19 protein-coding genes and 1 other annotated feature are annotated in these 19,918 nt (G+C 48.0%); all 19 genes read right to left on the bottom strand.

Annotated elements, in window-relative coordinates:
• Positions 1-18 precede the first annotated feature (18 nt).
• Positions 19-1,431 carry a cysteine--tRNA ligase gene (gene cysS, locus ADA01nite_RS13550; protein ID WP_146810739.1) on the bottom strand — a complete coding sequence of 471 codons (1,413 nt, stop codon included), beginning with the start codon at positions 1,429-1,431 and terminating at the stop codon, positions 19-21.
• Positions 1,418-2,170 carry a serine O-acetyltransferase gene (gene cysE / locus ADA01nite_RS13545; RefSeq protein WP_281286012.1) on the bottom strand — a complete coding sequence of 251 codons (753 nt, stop codon included), beginning with the start codon at positions 2,168-2,170 and terminating at the stop codon, positions 1,418-1,420. Before cysE ends, cysS begins: the two co-directional genes overlap by 14 nt.
• Positions 2,128-2,387 (bottom strand) — a binding site (T-box leader). Its footprint overlaps the gene before it by 43 nt.
• A gap of 18 nt (positions 2,388-2,405) precedes the next feature.
• Positions 2,406-3,884, bottom strand: a complete 1,479-nt coding sequence (gene gltX / locus ADA01nite_RS13540; RefSeq protein WP_146810735.1) for a glutamate--tRNA ligase — start codon at positions 3,882-3,884, stop codon at positions 2,406-2,408.
• A gap of 37 nt (positions 3,885-3,921) precedes the next feature.
• The gene (gene ispF / locus ADA01nite_RS13535; protein WP_146810733.1) at positions 3,922-4,404 is read right to left on the bottom strand and encodes a 2-C-methyl-D-erythritol 2,4-cyclodiphosphate synthase; all 483 of its coding nucleotides are present in this window, start codon (positions 4,402-4,404) and stop codon (positions 3,922-3,924) included.
• Positions 4,401-5,087 (bottom strand): 2-C-methyl-D-erythritol 4-phosphate cytidylyltransferase, encoded by a 687-nt coding sequence (gene ispD / locus ADA01nite_RS13530; RefSeq protein WP_174760610.1) that lies wholly within the window; start codon positions 5,085-5,087, stop codon positions 4,401-4,403. The genes ispF and ispD overlap by 4 nt, the downstream gene beginning before the upstream one ends.
• Before the next feature lie 16 nt (positions 5,088-5,103).
• Positions 5,104-6,198, bottom strand: coding sequence for a PIN/TRAM domain-containing protein (locus tag ADA01nite_RS13525; protein WP_146810729.1), 1,095 nt, complete (start codon positions 6,196-6,198; stop codon positions 5,104-5,106).
• 176 nt (positions 6,199-6,374) lie between these two features.
• Entirely contained in the window at positions 6,375-6,854 is a 480-nt protein-coding gene (locus tag ADA01nite_RS13520) for a CarD family transcriptional regulator (RefSeq protein WP_146810727.1), read from the bottom strand.
• Between the two features lie 166 nt (positions 6,855-7,020).
• Positions 7,021-7,749 carry a CDP-diacylglycerol--serine O-phosphatidyltransferase gene (gene pssA, locus ADA01nite_RS13515; RefSeq protein ID WP_146810725.1) on the bottom strand — a complete coding sequence of 243 codons (729 nt, stop codon included), beginning with the start codon at positions 7,747-7,749 and terminating at the stop codon, positions 7,021-7,023.
• Between the two features lie 121 nt (positions 7,750-7,870).
• Positions 7,871-8,950: a DNA integrity scanning diadenylate cyclase DisA gene (disA, locus tag ADA01nite_RS13510; protein ID WP_146810723.1), complete on the bottom strand. Its 1,080-nt coding sequence runs from the start codon at positions 8,948-8,950 to the stop codon at positions 7,871-7,873.
• A gap of 1 nt (position 8,951) precedes the next feature.
• On the bottom strand, positions 8,952-10,325 hold the full coding sequence (gene radA, locus ADA01nite_RS13505; RefSeq protein ID WP_146810721.1) for a DNA repair protein RadA: 1,374 nt from the start codon (positions 10,323-10,325) through the stop codon (positions 8,952-8,954).
• A gap of 175 nt (positions 10,326-10,500) precedes the next feature.
• Complete coding sequence (locus ADA01nite_RS13500) at positions 10,501-12,954, bottom strand: ATP-dependent Clp protease ATP-binding subunit (protein ID WP_146810720.1); 2,454 nt, start codon at positions 12,952-12,954, stop codon at positions 10,501-10,503.
• Between the two features lie 39 nt (positions 12,955-12,993).
• Positions 12,994-14,064 (bottom strand): protein-arginine kinase McsB, encoded by a 1,071-nt coding sequence (gene mcsB / locus ADA01nite_RS13495; protein WP_146810718.1) that lies wholly within the window; start codon positions 14,062-14,064, stop codon positions 12,994-12,996.
• A gap of 12 nt (positions 14,065-14,076) precedes the next feature.
• Complete coding sequence (gene mcsA / locus ADA01nite_RS13490; RefSeq protein ID WP_146810716.1) at positions 14,077-14,598, bottom strand: protein-arginine kinase activator protein McsA; 522 nt, start codon at positions 14,596-14,598, stop codon at positions 14,077-14,079.
• A gap of 36 nt (positions 14,599-14,634) precedes the next feature.
• Positions 14,635-15,093, bottom strand: a complete 459-nt coding sequence (locus tag ADA01nite_RS13485) for a CtsR family transcriptional regulator (protein ID WP_146810714.1) — start codon at positions 15,091-15,093, stop codon at positions 14,635-14,637.
• Between the two features lie 187 nt (positions 15,094-15,280).
• A complete protein-coding gene (locus ADA01nite_RS13480; RefSeq protein ID WP_146810712.1) occupies positions 15,281-15,520 on the bottom strand; it encodes an HAD family hydrolase in 240 nt (79 codons plus the stop codon).
• A gap of 23 nt (positions 15,521-15,543) precedes the next feature.
• On the bottom strand, positions 15,544-16,299 hold the full coding sequence (pstB, locus tag ADA01nite_RS13475) for a phosphate ABC transporter ATP-binding protein PstB (RefSeq protein ID WP_146810710.1): 756 nt from the start codon (positions 16,297-16,299) through the stop codon (positions 15,544-15,546).
• Between the two features lie 19 nt (positions 16,300-16,318).
• Complete coding sequence (gene pstA, locus ADA01nite_RS13470; protein WP_246147340.1) at positions 16,319-17,197, bottom strand: phosphate ABC transporter permease PstA; 879 nt, start codon at positions 17,195-17,197, stop codon at positions 16,319-16,321.
• Positions 17,198-17,199: 2 nt separating this feature from the next.
• A complete protein-coding gene (gene pstC, locus ADA01nite_RS13465) occupies positions 17,200-18,123 on the bottom strand; it encodes a phosphate ABC transporter permease subunit PstC (protein WP_146810708.1) in 924 nt (307 codons plus the stop codon).
• A 78-nt stretch (positions 18,124-18,201) separates the two neighbouring features.
• Positions 18,202-19,329 carry a phosphate ABC transporter substrate-binding protein PstS gene (gene pstS / locus ADA01nite_RS13460; RefSeq protein ID WP_218029562.1) on the bottom strand — a complete coding sequence of 376 codons (1,128 nt, stop codon included), beginning with the start codon at positions 19,327-19,329 and terminating at the stop codon, positions 18,202-18,204.
• Between the last annotated feature and the right edge of the window lie 589 nt (positions 19,330-19,918).

Raw genomic sequence — 19,918 nt, 5'->3', positions numbered from 1 at the left:
GCCGCTCCTTCTCCCGGCTTATTTTCGATGCCATCGTATGCCCTGCGGCGTATCTTCCAGCACAATTCCCATCTCCTGCAGCTGGTTGCGGATTTCATCGGCGCGGGCGAAATTTTTCTCTTTCCGTGCTAGCGTTCTCTCTTCAATTAACGCATTGATTTCTTCGTCAGACGGACCCGTTACGGACGCTTCAGCTTCACCAAAAGAAATACCCAATACATCGCCTAATTCGGCAAACAGGGATAAATAAGCTTCCGCTAATTCTTTCTTCACTGCGCTCCCCGCCATGAACTGATTGACTTCACGCACGATATCAAACAGTACTGTAATCGCATCTGCCGTATTAAAGTCATTATTCATCTCTTCGATAAACCGCTTACGGAATGCATCCAACCGCTGTTTTTCTTCTTCTGTTGTGACTTCATTGGCTGCGGAAATGAGATGATGTTTCAGATTGCGAACACATGTATCTATGCGCCCCAGACTGTTTGCCGCCTGCTGCAGCAGTTCATCGCTGAAGTTGATAGGATTACGGTAATGGGCGCTCAGCATAAAGAAACGGACAACACGCGGTGAATATTTTTCCCGCACGTCCTTTACAAGGATGAAGTTACCGAGCGACTTGGACATTTTTTCATTTTCGATGTTAATATATCCATTATGCATCCAATATTTCGCCATCGGATGACCTGTTAAACATTCCGATTGCGCAATTTCGTTTTCATGGTGCGGGAAGGTCAGATCATGCCCGCCGCCATGAATGTCAAACGTGTCACCCAAATATTTGTGCGACATCGCCGAACACTCAATATGCCAGCCCGGACGCCCTTTGCCCCATGGACTCTCCCAGTAGATTTCCCCTGGCTTCGCACCTTTCCACAGCACGAAATCAAGCGGATTCTCTTTCTTGTCATTGACCTCGATACGCGCTCCCGCCTGCAGTTCTTCAATATTCTGATGCGACAGCTTCCCGTACTCCGGGAATGAAGCCGTACGGAAATACACGTCTCCACCTGCTACATACGCATGCCCCTTCTCGATCAATCCTTCGATAAAGAAGATAATTTCCGGAATATGCTCGGTGACTTTCGGATGAATATCAGCTTCTTTGACACCAAGCGCACGTACGTCCTCTACAAAAGAGGCAATGAACTTTTCCGCCACTTCCTCGACGCTCATGCCGCTCTCGTTGGCTTTTTTTATGATTTTGTCGTCCACATCAGTGAAATTTTGAACATAGGTTACATCGTATCCGCGATACATGAAATAACGGCGAACCACATCAAACACAATCGGCGGACGGGCATTTCCAATATGAATGAAGTTATAGACCGTAGGCCCACACACGTACATTTTTACCTTACCCGGCTCAAGAGGAACAAACTCTTCTTTTTTGCGTGTTAGCGTATTATATATTTTAATATTGCTCATCGGACTGTCGACTCTCCTTCAATTGTTTTACTTCCTGTCTAAGCATGTCAATCTCGCGCTGCATCGAACGCATAACTTCACCAATCGGGTCAGGCAGATTCACCTGATCCAAGTCTTGCCCTACACGTATACCGTCCTGTATGACAATCCGGCCCGGAATACCGACGACAGTCGAGTTTGGGGGCACTTCCTGCAACACGACTGAACCAGCACCGATTTTGGAGTTATCACCGATCGTCATCGAACCAAGCACTTTGGCCCCAGAAGCGATAAGGACGTTATTGCCGATAGTCGGATGGCGCTTGCCTTTTTCTTTACCGGTGCCGCCCAGAGTCACTCCCTGATAGAGCGTTACATTATCGCCGATTTCACACGTTTCTCCGATAACGACACCCATTCCATGGTCAATAAACAGCCCCTTGCCGATCTTCGCTCCCGGATGAATCTCAATTCCTGTCAACCATCGACCAAACTGGGATACCATCCTTGCTAAAGTATAAAACTTTCTATTCCATAGGCCATGGCTTACACGGTAAAACCAGATCGCATGCAATCCGGAGTACGTAAGTATGACCTCTAATGTACTGCGCGCCGCCGGGTCCCGTTCCATAACCGCACCAACATCTTCCCGCAGTGTTTTAAGCATCTTTTCACTCCTTTTTTTCAAAAAAAAAGCCTCTACAGCCAGTCTTCGGCTGCAGAGACGGTCGATGATTTCCGCGGTTCCACTCTGCTTCATCCTGCTTGAATCCGTAAAAGCAGGATGCTCTTTGCTACCGGTAACGCGGGAAACGGAGCTTCCTACTGACATATAAGGTGTTCGGAAGCCCGGCTCACGGATGCATTTCCGAAAACGGAGAACAGGGCCGCTTCCAGCACGGTACAGCTATTCTGTACCGGCGGCCTTCTCTGGTGCTCTCTTTCTTTTTCGTACTTCTTCCGCTCTTTGCCGTTGAATATTGGATTTTGTCGTATTATTTTACAATCTGTTCATAGTGATTAGCTACATTCGCCACTCGCTGCATTACGGTTTCGCGTCCCAGCAGAAACAACGTCTCGTTCAGATCTCTGCCGTGGGTAAATCCGGTAACCGCCACACGAACCGGCATGAATAATTTCTTACCTTTTTGTCCGGTCGACTTCTGCACGGCTTTTAACGCACCTTTAATTGTGTCAGCGGTATATTCATCAAGTGCCGCCAGCTCTTCATAGAAAGCCTTCATTACGTCCGGCACCTGTTCTTCGGCCAGCACAGTTTTTGCTTCTTCATCGTATTTTACTTCGTTTTCGAAGAAGGACGCAGCCAACTCCACGATTTCTGCCGCATAATGCAGCTGTTCCTGATACAGGGCTACCAATCTCTCTGCCCATATACGCTGCTCATCACTCAATTCCTGCGGAAGCTGCCCTGCGCTTTGCATATGCGAAATACAGAGTTCAGCAATTCGCTCCACCGGTGTCTGCTTGATGTAATAATTGTTCATCCAGTTTAGCTTATGAACGTCGAAGATGGCAGGTGACTTGGAGACACGGCTTAACGAGAACTTCTCAATAAGCTCCTCACGCGTGAATATCTCCTGCTCTTCTTCCGGAGACCATCCGAGAAGCACGAGAAAATTCATGAGAGCCTCCGGCAAATAACCCAGCTCCCGGTATTGTTCCATAAATTGAATAATGGACTCGTCCCGTTTGCTCATCTTCTTGCCGTCCGGATTCAGGATTAACGCAACATGCGCAAATTCAGGCGCTTCAAAACCGAGCGCTTCATAAATCATCAACTGGCGCGGTGTATTGGACAAATGCTCTTCACCGCGGATGACGTGCGTAATCTTCATTAAAGCATCGTCAATAACAACTGCAAAGTTATATGTTGGGATACCATCCGGACGACAAATGACAAAATCGCCGATCCCGTTCGATTCGAATGTGACTTCACCACGGATGTGATCATGCACGGTATATTCACGATTTTCCTGAACACGGAAACGAATGGAAGCTTTGCGGCCTTCCGCTTCATAGACTTCAATCTGTTCCGGAGTCAGATTGCGGCATGTTCCCGCATAGCGGGGCGTCTCGCCTCTCGCTTTCTGCGCCTCACGTTCCGCAGTCAGTTCTTCTTCCGTACAGTAGCAAGGATACGCTTTTCCTTCCGCTACCAGTTGGTCAATGTATTTCTGATAAATATCCAGTCTGTCCATGGAACGATAGGGACCGACACCGCCGTCCTTGTCAATGCTTTCGTCCCACTCCGTGCCAAACCAGCGCAGACTCTCGATTAATTTTGCTTCCGCATCTTCCACATTTCGCTTCCGATCCGTATCTTCAATGCGGACAATAAAATCACCGCCGTGGTGACGGGCAAACAGATAGTTAAACAGCGCCGAGCGGGCGCCTCCAATATGTAAATGTCCGGTTGGACTCGGTGCAAACCGTACGCGGACTTTTTTCGACATGAACTGCCACCATCCTTCAGTTTTTTCGCTTCATCTATTATAAGCCTACTTTTTGTAACAATACAACAGCCATGGCTGCGATTCCTTCGCCCCTGCCTGTAAAGCCGAGCTTCTCCGTTGTGGTGGCTTTCACATTAATCCGCTCTGTTTCCGTTTCGACGCAAGCAGCAATTGTCTCGCGCATTTGCTCTATATGCGGCGCCATTTTTGGCCGCTGGGCAATAATGGTTGCGTCCACATTGCCGATAGTATATCCTTTTTCTTTTACCAGCTTCCAGACATCGCGCAGCAGCACTTGACTATCTGCATCTTTGAATGCGGCGTCCGTATCCGGAAAATGCTTTCCGATATCACCAAAACCCAACGCCCCCAGAATGGCATCAGTAATCGCATGCAACAGCACATCCGCATCCGAATGCCCAAGAAGCCCTTTCTCATAAGGGATCTCCACACCGCCGATGATAAGTTTGCGGCCTTCTACCAACTGATGAACATCAAATCCCTGTCCTACCCGAATCATTGCTCCCTCTCCCTTCTCCACTTCAAAATCGCTTCGCCGAACACAATGTCCTCCGGCGTAGTCAGCTTAATATTCGTATATTCTCCTTCTACAACATGCACCGCCTGTCCGATTCTCTCCACCAGCGACGCATCGTCCGTGCCCAGAAAACCATCCTTTCGCGCCTGTTCATGGGCAGCAAGAATATCGGACAAAGCAAAAGCCTGTGGCGTTTGTACAGCCCACAAGCTTTTCCTTGGCGGTGTGTCCATCACAACTCCCGTCTCGTCCGTCCGCTTGATCGTATCCTTCACGGGTACAGCCAGAATGGCAGCGCGCTTCACACGCACCGCATCGACCAACTTCTCAAGCGTCGAACAGGAAAGAAACGGCCGGGCACCGTCATGGATCATGACATAGTCGGAAGAAGAGAGTGCCGTAATCCCCAGGTATACGCTGTCCTGACGCTCCGCTCCCCCCGGGATTACCAGAGCCTGCGGATACGCTGCGAGCAGCTTGCGCGTGCGCTCTACATCTTCCTCCGCTGTTACAACGACAATTTCCTTCACATATTCCAGTCCGACAAACAGGTCAAGCGTATGGAGCAGCACCGGTTTTCCGGCCAGTTCAATGAACTGCTTTTTCACCGGTCCGCCCATACGTTTTCCTTGCCCTGCGGCTGCAATGACTACACCTATATTCACTTCATTCACTCATTTCCTACAGCGCTTTTTCCATTAGCTTCGGCTTGGCGAAAATCATTCGTCCGGCCGACGTCTGCAGCACGCTTGTGACAATGACGTCCAAAAATGAACCGATGTATTCGCGTCCGCCTTCTACCACGATCATCGTGCCATCATCGAGATATGCCACGCCCTGACCATTTTCTTTACCATCTTTAATTACCTGCACATGCAGCTCTTCCCCCGGCAGAACCACCGGTTTGACCGCATTCGCCAAATCGTTAATATTTAAAACGGAGACACCCTGCAATTCACATACTTTATTTAAGTTAAAATCGTTCGTCACGACTTTCCCTTTCATCACTTTGGCCAGCTTAACCAGCTTGCTGTCCACTTCGCTAATTTCATCAAAGTCCTGATCCGTGATAATAACCTTTACCTTTAATTCTTTTTGAATCTTGTTTAAAATGTCAAGCCCGCGACGCCCACGATTACGCTTTAGCGCATCGGAAGAATCAGCGATATGCTGCAACTCTTCAAGGACGAATTCCGGAATGACAAGTGCGCCTTCGATGAAGCCCGTTTTACAAATGTCCGCAATTCGTCCGTCGATAATTACGCTTGTATCAAGAATTTTATAAGGAACCTGGTTTACTTCTTGTTTTTCCTCTTTCTTCTTGTCACTTTTAAAGCGACCGATAGAAAAAACCGACATAATTTCATCGCGTTTGCGCAGACCTACCTGAAAACCAATGTAACCGCACAAAACGGAAATAAGCAGCGGGAGCAATCGCGCCACGATCGGAATGGGAATGCTATTGATAGGAAGAAAAAGCAAAAACGCCACAATAAGTCCAATAATAAGCCCCATAGCTCCAAACAGCACATCCGTAATCGGAAGCTTAATTAGCGTCTCTTCACTGCGTTTAATCGTCTTCACAATATATTCTGTCGGCCAAGAGGTAATGAAAAAGAATAGCACTGCACCAAGCACCGCGCTAATATACTCCACACCTGGCACTGCCCCGATATAGATAAGCGAATTCAGCAATTCCAACAGGTCGGGGCCAAATTGATATCCCAATCCTGCACCAACCAGGAGGAAAAACAACTGAATAATTCTTCTGACCATACATTCACCTCCTCAAAATGATTCATATTTCATTATAGTCATATCTACCAAATAAAAAACGCTCGAAAGCAAAACAGTTTGCCAAAATTTGCTTTCTATTTCTCTTACGTAAACACGGAGCAAAAAGTTACATGGAAAGAAAAGAGAAAAGCTTCTCTTAGAGAAGCTTTTCCCCTCTAACTATTGACTACCTGCTCTAACAGGTCAGTCGCCTGCTCTTCATCAATATTTTTGACGAGCACCAATTCACTCAGCAAAATTTGTCGAGCGTTATCAAGCATCTTACGCTCGCCCGTCGATAGTCCTTTTTCTTTCTCTCTGTGCATTAATTCACGAACAACGCCAGCAACTTCGTAAATGTCACCCGTCCGCATCTTCTCCATGTTCTTACGATACCTGCGGTTCCAGCTGATGCTCAGGTCATCTTCTTCACGTCGCAAAATTTCCATCACTCTCTCAAGTGCCGCCATATCTACTACCTGACGAATACCAAGTTTCGACACTTTTCCCATCGGGATCATGATCTGCATATTGCCGACCGGCATCTTCATAATATAGTACTGCTGTTTCTCACCAAGAATCTCCTTCTCTTCAATGGCTTCGATGATACCTGCTCCATGCATTGGATAAACAACCTTATCGCCAATTCGAAACAACAAACCCACCCCCAACAGAGTATCCAAGTTCACCATATCATAGCATTCTGTTTTTGTCAACATTTAAAATTAATAATCATATCACATAAAAAACAAACATGTCAACAAATATGTCAAATTAATTTTATATGATCAAAAAAAGACCGGAGATAGACTCCGATCTTTACTATGAATTCGTAATCTCCTCTTCGGCATTCCGGTGGCGGCGCCTCCGCACCATCCGGTCAATATTCTTCTTCACGCCATACAGTGCGTAAAAAACGAGAGGAATAAATACAATCATCGGGAACTGTGCCGGAAAACGCATGGCCATAACCGCCACAATGATAACGATAATGGGAGTGACCCAATATGCAGAACGAGGAATTCCCACTTTTTTGAAGTTAGGATATTTAATGTTACTAACCATCAAGTAGGACAGTCCAAGCATGATCAGCACAAGATATACCGGCGGAAACGCATTGTGATACAATGCCAGCGTAGCCAGCACGCCACCCGCAGCCGTAATGGGCAAACCGACGAAATAGCCCGTATTGCCTCTGGTTGCCGAATTGAAACGAGCAAGGCGCAAAGCGCCGCAAATCGGAAACAGGCCTGTAAGCAGAATACCGGCCCACCCCATGTTCTCAAGCAGCACCACATACATAATCAAAGCAGGCGCTACGCCAAACGTTACAATATCTGAGAGTGAATCCAACTCTTTACCAAAATCGCTCTGTGCATTTAGCATACGGGCCAGGCGTCCGTCCAGTCCGTCCAATACCATACCGATAATAACCATAATCGCCGCATAGCTCAAATAAATCGGCTCATCACGAAACGCCAGCAACATCGCAATAACACCTAGAAACAAGTTGCCTATTGTAAATAAGTTCGGAATCATTTTCGCTATCATTCTAGCTCTTTTACCTCCCTGGTACTGTTTCTTTATGATGAAACAGTCTCCTCCCATCGTCAGGACCTGTCTGTTTCTAAATGGCATAGGCCCCTGAACAATTATTTTATTGTATGCCGAACTAAATGTGCCTGTCAATGAACACCTGCTCCTGTATCCGCTTCAGTCCTTCCTTAATGGCACGGGCCCGCACCTCACCTATTCCCTCCACTTCATCCAGCTCTTCAATGGTAGCCATCATTACCTGCGGCAGACTGGAGAATTCTTCAATAAGATTGCTGACAATCGAAGCCGGAAGACGCGGAATTTTGCTGAGAATTCGGTAGCCGCGAGGGAAGACGGGTTCATCGTTCAGGTTCGCGCTTGGTGTATATCCCAGAGTCTTAAGAATATTAACCGACTCAAGCAATTCATCCGCCGATAGCTTATGCAGTTGGGCCAGTACCTCTTCCGGATCGGTTTCATCACCGAGACGGCAATAGTCCTTGATTAGCAAGTAAGCGTCATCCTCGATGTTTGATACGAGTTCTTCCATCTGCATACTGATGAGACGTCCTTCCGTCCCTAGTTCATTAATATATTTAAGGATTTCTGACTTAATGCGTAAAACCATTTCAATCCGCTGCACAACGAGCGCCACTTCATGGAGCGTTACAAGCTCTTCGAATTCCAAAGCCCCCAGATTTGTCAGTGCCTGATCCAGTACGGACTTATACTTCTCCAGCGTTTGAATCGCTTGATTTGCTTTGGTTAGAATCACGCCGATATCTTTAAGAGAATAACGGTAAGGGCCCCGGTACAGCGTAATTACGTTGCGCCGCTGCGAAATGGAGATGACTAGCTGACCTGTCTGTCTCGCTACCCGTTCCGCCGTTCTATGCCTGATCCCCGTTTCCGTGGACGGTATGGAAGAATCGGGGATTAGCTGTGTATTAGCGTATAAAATTTTCTTTGCATCCTCACTCAGAATAATAGCTCCATCCATTTTCGCCAATTCATAAAGATGGGCAGGCGTCAAATCACAATTAATCGAAAAACCTCCGTCTACAATCGTCTGCACCGCTGGTGTGTTTCCAATGACGATGAGGGCACCTGTCTTCGCCCGCAGGACGTTCTCCAACCCTTCCCGCAGCGGCGTCCCCGGCGAGACGAAGCGCAGTACATCGCTAATAAACTGTTCACGCTTGTTGTCCGTTGCCATATTATCCTCCCAACGCTTCCCGCAGCGCTTCCGAAACCGTTTGCACCCCGACTACTTTAATTCCTTTTGGATGCTCCCAGCCCGTTACATTCTTGGCGGGAATGATTACACGTTTAAACCCTAATTTTTGCGCTTCTTTTACGCGCTGCTCAATGCGGGAAACCCCTCGAACCTCTCCGGTTAATCCCACTTCACCAATGACTACGTCATACGGATGGGTCTGCTTATCCCGAAAACTCGACGCCAGGCTAACCGCCACAGCCAGATCGATCGCCGGCTCATCGAGACGCACACCACCCGCTACGTTCACATAAGCATCCTGATTCTGAAGAAGCAGGCCTACACGCTTCTCCAGCACTGCCATAATCATGGCGATTCGATTGTGATCAACGCCTGTTGCCATCCGACGCGGAGTTGCAAAACCGGTAGGCGTTACCAGCGCCTGCAGTTCAACCAATACAGGCCGGGTCCCTTCCATGCTGGCCACGACAGTGGAACCGGCTACGCCTAGCGAGCGCTCGGATAGAAACATCTCTGAGGGGTTGATCACTTCCTTTAAACCGGCTTCCGCCATCTCAAAAATACCGATTTCGTTGGTGGAGCCGAAACGGTTTTTTACCGCTCTCAGGATTCGGTATGTGTTATGGCGTTCTCCCTCAAAGTACAATACGGAATCCACCATATGTTCCAGGAGGCGCGGACCGGCAATCGCTCCCTGCTTAGTGACGTGTCCAACAATAAGGATAGCGATATCTTTTGTTTTTGCCAACCGCATAAGGTGCGCAGTACACTCCCTTACCTGAGCCACACTTCCCGGTGCAGAAGTAACATCCGGGTGAAACACCGTTTGAATGGAGTCAAGAATGACCACTGCCGGCATAAACTGCAGTATCTGCTGTTCAAGTAAAAACAAATCGGTCTCCGCCAGCACATATAGATTCGGGCTGCTCGCACCTAACCGTTCGGCACGCAGCTTAATCTGCTTCGTCGATTCCTCACCGGAAATATATAATACTTTATTATTATTGCTTGCCAGCTCCTGTGATGCCTGCAATAGAAGTGTTGACTTGCCAATTCCCGGGTCTCCTCCTACAAGAACAAGGGAGCCGGGTACTACTCCGCCGCCAAGCACACGGTTTAATTCGCTAATATTCGTCGTCAAACGAGGTTCATCTTCTCCCACAATAGCCGTGATAGGGGCCAGATGGCTGGCAGCCGTAGACACACCCCGGCGTGCCGCATCACCCGGTTTCGCCCTCTCTTCCAGCTCTTCTACCATTGTATTCCACTTGGCACATCCCGGGCATTTTCCCATCCATTTCGGGGATTCGTATCCGCATTCTTGACATACATATTTGGATTTATATTTTGCCATGCCTATCTTCTCTTCTTCCTTAACATATTTTCTTGTTGATTATATCGTTTTCCTGCTTTGTCGCCCATTTCCTTTACACTTTCTCTATTTTATAAAAAAGGCTCTCCCAAGCAAAGGTTGCTTTCTCTGGGAGAGCCTTTTTCTCATTATCTATGCTTTCGTGCTGTATTTACCATTACTTTGAAACAGATTCTTCGCCTTCTTTGGCTTTTTCAACTTTCAGCTCGCCTTCTACGACATCAATTTTCACTGTATCGCCTTTCTTGATGCCACCGGTCAACAGCTCTTCGGAGAGGCGATCTTCAATGTGGCGCTGAATGGCACGACGCAGCGGACGAGCACCGAATGCCGGGTCGAAGCCTTCTTTTGCCAGGAATTTCTTCGCATCTTCAGTGAGAATGAAGTCAATTTCCTGCTCGTTCAGGCGTTTACGCAGCTCCTCGGACATCAGCATTACGATCTCTGCAATGTGTGTTTCGTCTAAGGAATGGAAGACAATTAACTCGTCGATCCGGTTCAGGAACTCTGGTCGGAAGCTGCGCTTCAATTCGCTCAATACACGGTCTTTCATGTCATCATAGTGCTTCGAGCTGTCCGGCGTTGTAAAGCCCAGGCTGGTATTCTTCTTGATAAGGTCCGCACCTACATTGGACGTCATGATGATAACCGTATTGCGGAAGTCAACCGTGCGTCCTTTAGAGTCAGTCAAACGACCATCTTCAAGGACCTGCAGCAATATGTTAAATACTTCCGGATGCGCCTTCTCAATCTCATCCAGGAGAATAACGGAGTACGGCTTGCGGCGTACTTTCTCAGTTAACTGACCACCTTCATCGAACCCCACATATCCCGGAGGGGCACCAACAAGACGAGACGTAGAGTGCTTCTCCATATACTCAGACATGTCGATGCGAATCATCGCGTCTTCTTCACCGAACAGCGCTTCCGCCAGCGCACGGGCCAACTCGGTTTTACCTACACCAGTCGGTCCAAGGAAGATAAAGGACCCAATCGGACGCTTCGGATCTTTCAGTCCGGCGCGAGCACGGCGCACGGCGCGGGAGATGGATTTTACCGCATCTTCCTGGCCGATAACGCGCTTATGAAGAATTTCTTCCATCTTCAACAGGCGCTCCGTTTCTTCCTCTTTTAGCTTGACAACCGGGATGCCGGTCCAGCTCGCTACAACGGAAGCAATATCTTCAGGAGTGACTTCAGAGTCAGTTTGACCTTGTTTTTCCTGCCATTCATTTTTCGTCCTATCCAGTTCTTCACGTAACTTTTGCTCTTTGTCGCGCATGGAAGCCGCTTTTTCAAATTCCTGGCTTTGCACGGCTGCATCTTTTTCCTTCCGTACTTCTTCGAGCTTCTGCTCAAGCTCTTTCAAGTTCGGCGGAATGGTGTAGGACTGCAGGCGTACTTTCGATGCCGCTTCATCAATCAAGTCAATGGCTTTATCCGGTAGAAAGCGGTCAGAGATATAGCGGTCTGACAGCTGTACCGCCTGACGAATCGCCTCGTCCGTAATATTTACGCGATGGTGCGCCTCGTAGCGGTCACGCAGACCGAACAGAATTTGCACCGCTTCTTCCGTAGATGGCTCATCGACCTGGATCGGTTGAAAACGACGTTCGAGCGCCGCATCCTTCTCGATATACTTGCGATATTCATCAAGTGTGGTGGCACCGATACACTGCAGTTCCCCACGAGCCAGGGACGGCTTCAGGATATTGGAAGCGTCAATCGCCCCCTCTGCCCCCCCTGCACCGATAAGTGTGTGCAGCTCGTCGATGAACAGAATGATATTGCCGGCTTGACGAATTTCATCCATGATTTTCTTGAGACGGTCCTCAAATTCACCGCGGTATTTCGTTCCGGCTACTACTGTACCCATATCGAGTGTCATTACACGTTTGTTACGCAGCGTTTCGGGAATCTCGTTATTAATAATACGCTGTGCCAGCCCTTCGACAACCGCTGTCTTACCGACACCCGGCTCACCGATAAGGACCGGGTTGTTCTTCGTCCGGCGGCTAAGTACCTGGATGACACGCTCGATTTCTTTGGCACGCCCGATAACAGGGTCAAGGCCGCCATCACGCGCTACTGCTGTCAGGTCACGAGCCAGACTGTCAAGCGTCGGAGTATTGATTGCCGCACTGTTTGAGCTTTGCTGATGCGAAGACATCGCTTCACTGCTGCCAAGCAGTTGCAATACCTGTTGACGCGCTTTGTTAAGGCTTACGCCCAAGTTGTTAAGTACGCGGGCTGCTACGCCTTCTCCCTCGCGGATTAGACCAAGAAGAATATGCTCGGTTCCTACGTAGGTATGACCCAGCTTTCTTGCTTCATCCATGGACAGTTCAATCACTTTTTTGGCACGCGGTGTATAGTTAATGTTGCTTGGCTGCTCACCGCCACGGCCAATTAATGACTCTACTTCACCCTGAATTTTATCGAGGCCAAGGCCCAGCGCCTGCAGGGCTTTTGCTGCAATGCCATCTCCTTCGCGAATCAGGCCGAGGAGAATGTGTTCGGTGCCGATATTCTTATGACCTAAGCGAACGGCTTCTTCCTGGGCAAGAGCCAAGACTTTTTGAGCTCTTTCCGTAAAACGACCAAACATCATAAAACAAGCACCTCCGTTAGTATAATAAAAGACAGGCTATTATGATTCCATCGTCGACTGCAAACGCTCCCGGATAAGCCGTGCCCGGCGTTCATCGCGGGAATCGGCAGTCAACTCTTGACCCGCATACTGCTGCAGAAATCCCGGCTGCGTCATTACCATCAATTCGTTCATGACGCTGAGCGGTATTCCTTTGATAATTTCAAGGTCAATACCGAGACGCACATCAGATAAACGTTCAGCCGCTTCTTTCGACTCGATAATGCGCGCATTCGTCAATATGCCGTATGAACGACATACCCTGTTTTCCAATTGAAGTCGATGATTATGCATTAAACTATGGCGTGCTTCACGTTCTCTTTCGATAATTTGCCGGGTTACACTGGTAAGGTTCTCAATAATCTCTTCTTCAGATTGTCCAAGCGTTACCTGGTTGGAAACCTGGAATAAGTTCCCTATTGCTTCACTTCCCTCTCCGTAAAGCCCTCTTACCACCAAACCAAGCTGATTGATAGCAGATAAAATGTGATTAATCTGTTGGGTCATTACAAGTCCTGGCAGATGCATCATAACCGAGGCACGGATTCCTGTTCCCACATTGGTGGGACAACTGGTGAGGAAGCCGCGCCGTTCGTCAAACGCGAAGTTGATATGCTTCTCGAAGATGTCATCGATCCGGTCGGCGGCTTCCCATGCCTCTTTCAACTGCAGCCCGGAAAACAAGCATTGAATGCGCAGGTGATCCTCTTCGTTCACCATGATGCTAACCGCTTCATTCTCGCTAAGAATGACAGCGCCTTTTCGAGAGTCTGCCAGAAGATTCGGGCTAATAAGATGCTTTTCCATTAGTACGCGCTTCTGCAAAGGAGTCAGCGCGTCCATGCGAATCATTTCAAAATGCCCCTGTCTCTTAAACGCTTCATCTTCCATCGCCTGCTCAACTTGCGCGATAACCTGGTCAAGCTGCGAATCGGTCGCCAGCATCGGAAACGGCTGATCGCGCAGGTTTCTCGCTAGCCGTACCCTGCTGCTGATCGCAATGTCAGCGTCCAGACCGTCGCCATTCATCCATTCGCTTACTGCGTTTGTTATAAACTTCTGGAAAGACATGCATTTCCCCTCCTACAAATCTGCGATTTGACGCTCTAAATCGCGGATTTGATCACGAATCTTTGCTGCTTCTTCGAATTCTTCCTGTTCGACGCGTTTTCTTAGCTCATTTTTTAACTGGGATACTTCTTTTTTCAGCTTGATTGTGCCGCCCGAGCGCTCCGGTACCTTGCCGCTATGATGTGTATTGCCATGCACGCGTCGGAACAGCGGGTCCAACTTCTCCCCGAACGCCTTATAACAATTGCTGCAGCCGAAGCGTCCGCTCTTGCTGAACTGGGAATATGTAAGCCCGCATGTATCACAACGCAGCGGTGCCTCCTGCTGCACCTTGAACGGACTGGTGCTTGGCTCAGCGTTGTTCAACAGGCCGGACAATAGATGGTGAATAGAGAAGTGGTTCATGCCACCCGGGAACATGTCGCCTTTTTCCTGGGCACACACTTCACAAAGATGGAATTCGTTCTTTTCGCCATTCACGATTTTAGTGAAATGCAGCGTAGCCGGACGCTGGTGGCATTCCTGGCAAATCATATCCGCTTCCCTCCCGAATACACATAGTTCTATATGCTAATAAACGAAAATCGTCGTTAACATCGCCCGGAGAATATCGGCGCGCAGCCGATCTCTAAGAGGTATCGGTACAGAAGACAATACTCTCCCTGTGGCCGTTTTCATCATCTGCATTTCTTTCAGCGAGATGAGCCTCTCTTCCCGAAGCCGTTCAATAATATTGTCACAAGCCGCCGCCGTTATACTCTCTCCGATGGTCTCCATTAACATGTTGTAGAAGCGCTGATTATCAATAATTTCGACCTTTCGGATGCGAATATAGCCGCCGCCGCCCCGTTTGCTTTCTACAAGGTAGCCTTTCTCAACAGTAAACCGGGTGCTGATTACATAATTAATCTGCGAAGGGACACACTGGAACTTATCAGCCAATTCGCTGCGCTGAATTTCTACGGCTCCATTGCTCTGCTGCAGAATTTTTTTCAAATGCTGCTCGATAATGTCCGATATGTTCCGCATCTACGCACCTCCCTAACCGGTTTTTCTTTTATCATATTTGACTTTGACTTTCTTTGACTTTAATTATAATGATCCTGATGAAAAATTGCAAGCCATTAATATTTTTATTTTTGACCTCATTTCAATTTTCTATTCTTATGTACCCTATTTTTAGCGTTTGTAACAGCAAAAAACCTGAAGCAAAATTTCACTTCAGGCTTTCTTTATATACTTCAATGAGTGGCAGGATATCAGGAAACGCAGTGACGCAGTCATCCGCACCGTCCAGTTCTCCCTCCGTGGCGAATCCGAAATCACAGGCAATTGTGTACAGTCCATTCACCTTACCTGCTTCTATATCGGAATGGCGATCGCCGACCATAACTGCATGTTGTACATGTAATAGAGGAGAAAGGGCTTCGCTTTTATGCCCGCCTTCCTTTTCCATACATCATTTTTATCCGATGCAACTTATCCAAATCTACCTGTAATATAATCTTCTGTGCGTTTGTCCTGCGGGTTGGTAAAGATGGTTTCTGTTTGATCGAATTCGATCATTTCGCCCAAAAGGAAGAACGCGGTATGGTCGGAGACGCGCGCAGCCTGCTGCATGTTGTGTGTCACGATGATAATCGTATATTTCTTCTTCAGCTCAAACAACAACTCTTCTACCTTCTGTGTGGAAATCGGATCAAGGGCGGAAGTCGGTTCATCCATCAGTACGACTTCCGGCTCCACCGCCAGCGTACGCGCGATGCACAGACGTTGTTGCTGACCACCGGATAAGCCCATAGCGTTCTTATCTAGACGATCTTTTACTTCATCCCACAGACCTGCCTGTGTCAGACAGCGTTCCACGATTTCATCCAACTTCTTCTTATTCCTAAACCCGTTAATCCTTAGGCCCGCTGCAACATTATCATAAATGGACATCGTCGGAAACGGATTCGGCTTTTGAAACACCATGCCTACCTGCTGGCGCACTGTAACCGGATCACGGTCAGAACTGTAGATATTCTGGCCCTCAAGCAGAATTTCCCCTTCCACTTTCGCACCCTCGATAACTTCATGCATACGGTTAATCGCACGCAGGAATGTCGATTTCCCGCAGCCGGAAGGACCGATAAATGCGGTGACCTTGTTTTTTTCGATTGTCATATTAATATCTTTAATCGCATGAAAATCGCCATACCACAAATTTAGGTTTTTCGCTTCAATCATTGTCATTGATCTCCACCTCTATATTCTATCGCTTTCTCGTAACCAAACGCGCCGATACATTTAATACAAGAACAATCAGGATAAGCGTTAACGCTCCGGCCCATGCCTGGGCTTGCCATTCCTTATACGGAGAAATCGCGTAGTTAAATACAAGTACCGGCATCGAGGCGATCGGTTCGCTGAGTGATTGATTCCAGTACATATTTCCAAATGCCGTAAAGAGCAGGGGAGCGGTTTCCCCAGATACACGGGCTACGGCTAACATAATACCGGTAATAATACCGCGCAATGCGGTCGGCAGGATAATCAGCATAATCACGCGCCATTTCGGAATGCCAAGTGCGAGACCTGCTTCACGGATATGGTTCGGCACCAGTTTCAACATCTCTTCCGTCGTACGCGTAACCGCTGGAATCATAATAAACGCCAGCGCTACCCCGCCCGCGTAAGCGGAGAATCCGCCCATCGCCAGTACGACCAGTGCATATACAACGATCCCGACGACGATCGATGGTACGCCGAGCATGATATCAGTCAGGAATGAAACCAGCTTACCGAAGCGGTTGCGTCCATATTCCGACAAGAAGATACCGGCCATTAAACCTACAGGTACGCCGATGGCCGAAGCAATCCCAATCAGTGTGAACGTGCCGAGAATCCCGTTGGCCATCCCCCCTCCCGCCTCTCCTGGAGGAGCCGGAAGCTCGGTAAAGAAAGACAAACTTAAGGCAGATGCACCTTTCACAAGCACATATCCGAGAATACTGAACAGCGGGGTAAGCGCCAACAGCATACTCAGGATCGTCAGCGCCACCATGAACTTGCTGAATGCGCGGCGGCGTCCCAGGTTCGCACTCAGTTTATTCACCTTTTGTTTTTTGGCAGTTTCTAATACGCTTTCCATACTTATTTCGCCTCCTGTACGCCTCTAGACGTGGACCAAACGAGGAAACGCGCGACGATATTCACCAGCAGCGTAACCGCAAACAGCAAGAAGCCAATTTCAATCAAGGTTGATAAGTAAATGTCAGAGGAGGCTTCGTTAAATTCGTTGGCAATGACACTCGCCATCGTATAGGCGGGATCGAATATAGAATCCGGAACTTCCGGGCGATTTCCGATAACCATAGTTACAGACATTGTTTCCCCAATCGCGCGGCCAAGACCGATAATCATCGCGCCGAGAATGCCTGAACGAGAATACGTAAGCACAGCCGTACGAATCATTTCCCATTTCGTAGCGCCGAGAGCCAAAGCGGCTTCACGCTGTGCATCCGGCACAACCATTAGCACTTCCCGCGAAATGGAAGCAATCGTCGGAATGATCATAATCGCCAGGATAACACCTGCCGTGAACATGCCTACACCAAAAGACGGGCCGGCAAAGAACGGGATGAATGTCCCTAGCGTGTTAATAAATACAGGAGCGATATACTCGCGAATGATGGGGCCTAATACGAAAATTCCCCATAAACCATATACAATTGAAGGGATAGCAGCCAGAAGCTCAATGAGAAAACCTACAATATCACGGAACCATTTCGGGGCGATTTCAACAAGAAAAATTGCGATGCCAATGCTAATAGGCGTCGCGATCGCAAGAGCCAACAGCGAAGAAACAATTGTACCATAAATGAACGGCCATGCGCCGAACTCTTCCATGACCGGGTCCCAATCTGAACTGAAGAGAAAGCCCAGTCCGTATTTCGCAAATGAAAAGCTCGATCCGCGGAACATCTCCCAGACCATAAGACCGAGCAGAGCAATAATTGAACAGCCAAAAACGTATGCGATTCCTTTAAATAATTGATCTCCATACCTCTTCTTCAAGGATTACACTCCCATTCTCTTGAAAAAAGCGGCAAAAAACCCCAAGGAGTTTTTTGCGCGCTATTTCCGTCTTACTTCTTATTTAAGAACCGGTTGACCGTCTACTTTTACTTTTTTCAGTTGCTCCACACACTTGTCTTGCAGTTCTTGCGGCAGCGGAGCGTACTGCAGGTCAGAAGCGAACTTCTGTCCATCCGTTACAACCCATTGCATCATAGTAAGCATTTTTTCAGCTTTTGCTTTGTCCATTTTCAAATCTTCCGGAATCAGCACCCATGTTGTACCAACGATCGGGTAGCTGTCTTTACCAGGCTGGTTGTTCAGCTCAATTTTCAAATCTTCCGGAACGTTAGCCAGTCCGCCTTTTGCGGCAGCTGTTACAGAATCAAGAGACGGAGCTACGAACTGACCTTCTTTGTTTTGAATTTGAGCTGCCGACATGTTGTTTTGGATAACATACGCAAGCTCAATGTATCCGATAGCGCCCGGAGTGTTTTGTACTTGACCGGCTACGCCTTCGTTACCTTTTGCACCAGTGCCTGCGCCATCCCACTTGATAGACTTACCAACCTTTTCTTTCGGCCATTTGTCCCCTGCAGCTTTGTTCAGGTACGTGGTGAAGATGTGGCTTGTACCGGAGCTGTCAGAACGGTGTACCGGGAAGATATCTGTGTCAGGAAGTTTTACTTCTTTGTTGTTTGCCGCGATTTGCGGGTCATTCCACTTTTTGATTTTGCCGCTGTAGATGTCGGCAATGTTTTGCGGAGTCAATTTCAAATCTTTAACACCTTCAAGATTATATGCAATGGCTACGCCGCCAAGCGTTACCGGAACGTGAAGTACATTGCCGCCAGCAGCTTTGATTTCATCTTCTTTCATCGGAGCGTCAGAAGCCGCGAAATCAACTGTTTTTGCAGTCAACTGCTTGATACCGCCGCCGGATCCGATTGCTTGATAGTTTACTTTCACATCGGCATGCTCTTTGGAATACTCGTTGAACATTTTAGAGAACAGCGGATTTACGAAGCTAGATCCAGCGCCGTTCAGCAGGCCTGCATCACCGCCTTCAGTCGGCTTTTGCTCTCCGCCAGCACCTGCTTGTTGTTTCTCTCCTTCCGGTTTCAGGCTCGTGCTAGAGCCGCACGCTGCGAGAGAGAACATCATCACAAGCGCGAAAAGTAGGACACCGAGTTTTTTCAACTTCACTGCAAAAATCCCCCTTAAAATTTTTAGTGAATAAGTTTCGCCTTTGCTTTGGTGTGAAATAATTACGTTGTTCATAATAATCCAGGGATTTAGGCCCTACAAGGTGTTTTACACGATCTTTATCCTATCTTTACAAACCATTTACACCGTTAAAAACAAGGGATTTCCCAGCATTCCACAACGATTTTAATTCCCTATTTTTCTAGGCTTGCACGCTTCTCTGAGATAATTGTAAATTTAATGTTAAGAAAACGCTAAAAAGAAAAAGAGTGCTTGCGACCCGCAAACACCCCTCATTTTTTCCTAATTATTCAAAATATGACTTGCTGTACAGATCGACATTCTCCCCCGTTCGAAGCACGTGGGCTTCTTTCCTGCGAACACCTCGCATACCGGCAGGAAGTTTCCTGCGGGCAGAGACAAGGCTATGGGCAGGCAACATGGCAGGAGCTTACCATGCTTCTGCATGGGCGAAGTCGTCGCCACCTGCGCCATCCCTCCGGCAATACTCCTTGATCCAGATCGGTTGTTTGAATACTTAAAAACCCCTTATCTGTGGTAATCAGATAAGGGGTTTATTCTTTGCACA

Origin of the sequence: Aneurinibacillus danicus, assembly GCF_007991215.1 — a bacterium.
GTDB classification, from domain to species: Bacteria; Bacillota; Bacilli; order Aneurinibacillales; family Aneurinibacillaceae; genus Aneurinibacillus; species Aneurinibacillus danicus.
The sequence above is the reverse complement of the archived record's forward strand: the minus strand, read 5'-3'. Positions and strand labels throughout refer to the sequence as shown.

Coding starts and splice junctions, on each gene's coding strand:
- ADA01nite_RS13525 (WP_146810729.1), bottom strand. CDS start 6,198: ATGGTCAGAAGAATTATTCAGTTGTTTTTCCTCCTGGTTGGTGCAGGA.
- mcsA (WP_146810716.1), bottom strand. CDS start 14,598: ATGATTTGCCAGGAATGCCACCAGCGTCCGGCTACGCTGCATTTCACT.
- pssA (WP_146810725.1), bottom strand. CDS start 7,749: ATGATAGCGAAAATGATTCCGAACTTATTTACAATAGGCAACTTGTTT.
- ispF (WP_146810733.1), bottom strand. CDS start 4,404: ATGATTCGGGTAGGACAGGGATTTGATGTTCATCAGTTGGTAGAAGGC.
- disA (WP_146810723.1), bottom strand. CDS start 8,950: ATGGCAACGGACAACAAGCGTGAACAGTTTATTAGCGATGTACTGCGC.
- pstA (WP_246147340.1), bottom strand. CDS start 17,197: ATGGAAAGCGTATTAGAAACTGCCAAAAAACAAAAGGTGAATAAACTG.
- ADA01nite_RS13480 (WP_146810712.1), bottom strand. CDS start 15,520: ATGGAAAAGGAAGGCGGGCATAAAAGCGAAGCCCTTTCTCCTCTATTA.
- gltX (WP_146810735.1), bottom strand. CDS start 3,884: ATGTCGAAAAAAGTCCGCGTACGGTTTGCACCGAGTCCAACCGGACAT.
- ADA01nite_RS13485 (WP_146810714.1), bottom strand. CDS start 15,093: ATGCGGAACATATCGGACATTATCGAGCAGCATTTGAAAAAAATTCTG.
- ADA01nite_RS13500 (WP_146810720.1), bottom strand. CDS start 12,954: ATGATGTTTGGTCGTTTTACGGAAAGAGCTCAAAAAGTCTTGGCTCTT.
- cysE (WP_281286012.1), bottom strand. CDS start 2,170: ATGAAGCAGAGTGGAACCGCGGAAATCATCGACCGTCTCTGCAGCCGA.
- pstB (WP_146810710.1), bottom strand. CDS start 16,299: ATGACAATGATTGAAGCGAAAAACCTAAATTTGTGGTATGGCGATTTT.
- mcsB (WP_146810718.1), bottom strand. CDS start 14,064: ATGTCTTTCCAGAAGTTTATAACAAACGCAGTAAGCGAATGGATGAAT.
- radA (WP_146810721.1), bottom strand. CDS start 10,325: ATGGCAAAATATAAATCCAAATATGTATGTCAAGAATGCGGATACGAA.
- cysS (WP_146810739.1), bottom strand. CDS start 1,431: ATGAGCAATATTAAAATATATAATACGCTAACACGCAAAAAAGAAGAG.